The 2775-nt window shown below is 73.6% G+C and carries 3 protein-coding genes; 2 read left to right on the top strand and 1 reads right to left on the bottom strand.

What is annotated here, in order from left to right; all coding sequences use genetic code 11:
• Positions 1-36: 36 nt before the first annotated feature.
• A complete protein-coding gene (locus ACWGL3_RS31915; RefSeq protein WP_267948338.1) occupies positions 37-552 on the bottom strand; it encodes an NADPH-dependent FMN reductase in 516 nt (171 codons plus the stop codon).
• A 619-nt stretch (positions 553-1171) separates the two neighbouring features.
• On the opposite strand from ACWGL3_RS31915, the gene nagA reads away from it, so the two are divergent.
• Positions 1172-2320, top strand: a complete 1149-nt coding sequence (gene nagA, locus ACWGL3_RS31910) for an N-acetylglucosamine-6-phosphate deacetylase (protein WP_267948337.1) — start codon at positions 1172-1174, stop codon at positions 2318-2320.
• 104 nt (positions 2321-2424) lie between these two features.
• Entirely contained in the window at positions 2425-2733 is a 309-nt protein-coding gene (locus ACWGL3_RS31905; protein ID WP_267948336.1) for a hypothetical protein, read from the top strand.
• The last annotated feature ends 42 nt before the right edge of the window (positions 2734-2775 follow it).

Raw genomic sequence — 2775 nt, 5'->3', positions numbered from 1 at the left:
GACACGGGCCCGCCGCCGGCGGACGGCAGGTCCGGGTCAGGCGGCCACGGAGACGGCCTGGCGCAGACCCGGGGCGGCGACGTCCGCCCAGGCCCGCACGACGCTGTCGGGCCGGCCGGTCTCGTCGTCGGCCAGGATCAGGCCGGGCTCGGCCACCCAGGCGCCCAGGTCGGCGAGCAGGATCCGCAGGTCCTCCTCGATGCCGTGGCTGTTGCGCAGGTCGTCCACGACGGCCAGCGGGACCGCGACGGTGTGGCCCAGGCCCAGCTCGGGCAGGCGGTCGAGGAACACCTTCAGCAGGCCGGTGTAGGTGCCGTGCGCCTGCGGGGACGCGACGAGCAGGACGTCGCTCCGCCGCACCGTCTCCAGTGCGGCGTCCACGGCTTCGGAGGACTCGGCGAGCAGGTCGGGGCCCAGCTCCGCGAGGTCGATGACGTCGGGGACGGAGGCGACCCCCGCGCGGGAGGCCACCTCGGAGGCGGCGCGCAGGGCGGCGTCCCGGACGGCGGAACGGGAGCGGGGGGCGGCGACGAGCACGGTGAAGCGGGTCATGCGGAACTCCTGGGTTCGGTCAGAGCGAGCCGGGATCGACCGGAGGAAACGTCGGGGGGCGGCGATCGGGGTGCTGACACCGGAGAGGACGTCGTTCCTCTTACCGACACGGGGAGTGGACCTCGTCGTCCGGGACTCGGTGCGTCGGGCCTGGCAGGGAGGCTCCGCGGGCCGGGGTACGACCCGGGCCCAGAACTGGGAGTGATGAGCGTCCGGTGTCTGCGGTAGGGCACGGTCACGGGAGTACACCCGTGGCGCGGGGCTGCGGCCCCGCAAGGCACTAGCTACGACAGAGCGCGCTCGCCTGCTGTCTCAGATCGACATGCAGGCGCTGGACAAGCAGCTCACCGGCGGACATGCCTCCATCATGAGGCGCGGCGGCCGCTATCGTCAATGCGTGCCGCCCCCCGCCTCGCGACGACAGGCCCCGACGACGTACGGTCCAGCCCTCGGACAGCCGTCCCAGGGTTCGGAACGCCCCAGCTCCGCAGGGGATACGGGGCGCAACGGCGGAAGGCACACCCCCTTCCACCCGGCGCCGACGCGGCGATGTAATTTGCGCCACACAACCTTCGCCCTCCCGTTCACCGGGCGCCGCAGACGCAGAGAGAGCTCGAACATGGCCCACACCCCCGTCACGCTCACCAACGCGCGCGTCGTGACCCCCGACGGAGTCCACGACGGCTGGCTGCGGGTCGAGAACGGCCGCGTGGCCGCGCTCGGCTCGGACGCCCCCTCCTCCGGAGCCTCCCCCGGCGAGATCCGCGACCTCGCCGGCTCGTGGGTCGTCCCCGGCCTGGTCGACACCCACATCCACGGAGGGGCCGGGCACGCCTTCCCCGAGGCCGATCCGGAGGGCGTCCGCGAGATCGTCGCCTTCAACCGCCGCCACGGGGTGACCTCCCTGGTGGGGGGCCTGGTGGCCGCCACCCCCGAGGACACGGTCCGCCAGGTGGCGGCCCTCGCCGAGCTCTGCGACGCCGGGGAGCTCGCGGGGATCTACCTGGAGGGGCCGTTCATCGCCCGCTCGAAGTGCGGGGCGCACGACCCGGAGCTGCTGCGCGACCCGGACACGGTCGAGTTCGACCGCTGGCTGAAGGCCGGCCGGGGGCACGTGCGCATGGTCACGGTGGCCCCCGAGCTCCCGGGCGCCCTGGACCTGATCGGCGCGGCGGTGTCCTCGGGGGTGGTGGCCGCCGTGGGGCACACCGACGCCGGCTACGAGCAGACCCTGGCGGCCTTCGACGCCGGGGCGACGGTGGCCACCCACGTGTACAACGCGATGAGGCCGCTCAACCACAGGGACCCGGGACCGATCGCGGCCGCGCTGAACGACGGCCGGGTGACCCTCGAACTGATCATGGACAACGTGCACGTCCACCCCGGCGCGGCGGCCCTGGTGTTCGCGGCCGCGGGCGCGGACCGGGTGTCCCTGGTGACGGACGCGATGTCGGCGACCGGGCTGGGCGACGGCGAGTACACGCTGGGCGACCTGCGGGTGCGCGTGAGCGGCGGAGAGGCGCGGCTGGTGGAGAACGGGGCGATCGCCTCCAGCACCATCGTGCTGCCCCGGGCCGTGCGCAACGCGGTCGAGGGGCTGGGGGTCGGCGTGCCCGAGGCGGTGCGGTCCGCGTCGTCGGTCCCCGCGGCGGCGCTGGGCCTGGCCGGAGCGGGGCGGATCGAGGTCGGGGGCCACGCCGACCTCGTCGTCATGTCGGAGGGGCTCACCGTGTCCGACGTGATGTACCGGGGGGCCTGGACGGCATGACGGCGTGTCGCCATCCGGGTGCGTAACGGTATTATAACCTTGAGTCACAATGGCGGCAGGGCATCGAGGAGAGCACCCGCGCTCGACACGAAAGGATCTGCGCCATGGCCCAGTCGAGACAGACCGAGGACGAGCAGCCGGCCCAGGAGGCCTCCGAGGAACACGGGCACCTCGGCAAACTCGCCGGCGAACTGTCCCGTTACTCCGTCCGGGCGGACGTGGTCGACGGCCGCTCGCCCTACCTTCGGGTGAGCAACCCGGCGTCCACCTGCGCGGTCGAGGACGTGATCTGTGAACGCAGGGAATTCGACTACGCGTTCCTCGCCTCGTTCGGGGTCCACCTCGGCAGTAGCGGGAGCCTCGGGGTCACGGCCCACAAGGTCGCCTGGCTGGTGGGGGCCACCGAGGCGTGAGGACCGCGCGTGCGCGCCGACGGGGGCGGCGCCGCTCGGCGC

This window comes from Nocardiopsis sp. NPDC055824, assembly GCF_053616335.1.
The sequence above is the reverse complement of the archived record's forward strand: the minus strand, read 5'-3'. Positions and strand labels throughout refer to the sequence as shown.

Excerpts from the sequence above, each read along its gene's own strand:
- nagA (WP_267948337.1), top strand. The coding sequence starts at position 1,172 with ATGGCCCACACCCCCGTCACGCTCACCAACGCGCGCGTCGTGACCCCC.
- ACWGL3_RS31915 (WP_267948338.1), bottom strand. The coding sequence starts at position 552 with ATGACCCGCTTCACCGTGCTCGTCGCCGCCCCCCGCTCCCGTTCCGCC.
- ACWGL3_RS31905 (WP_267948336.1), top strand. The coding sequence starts at position 2,425 with ATGGCCCAGTCGAGACAGACCGAGGACGAGCAGCCGGCCCAGGAGGCC.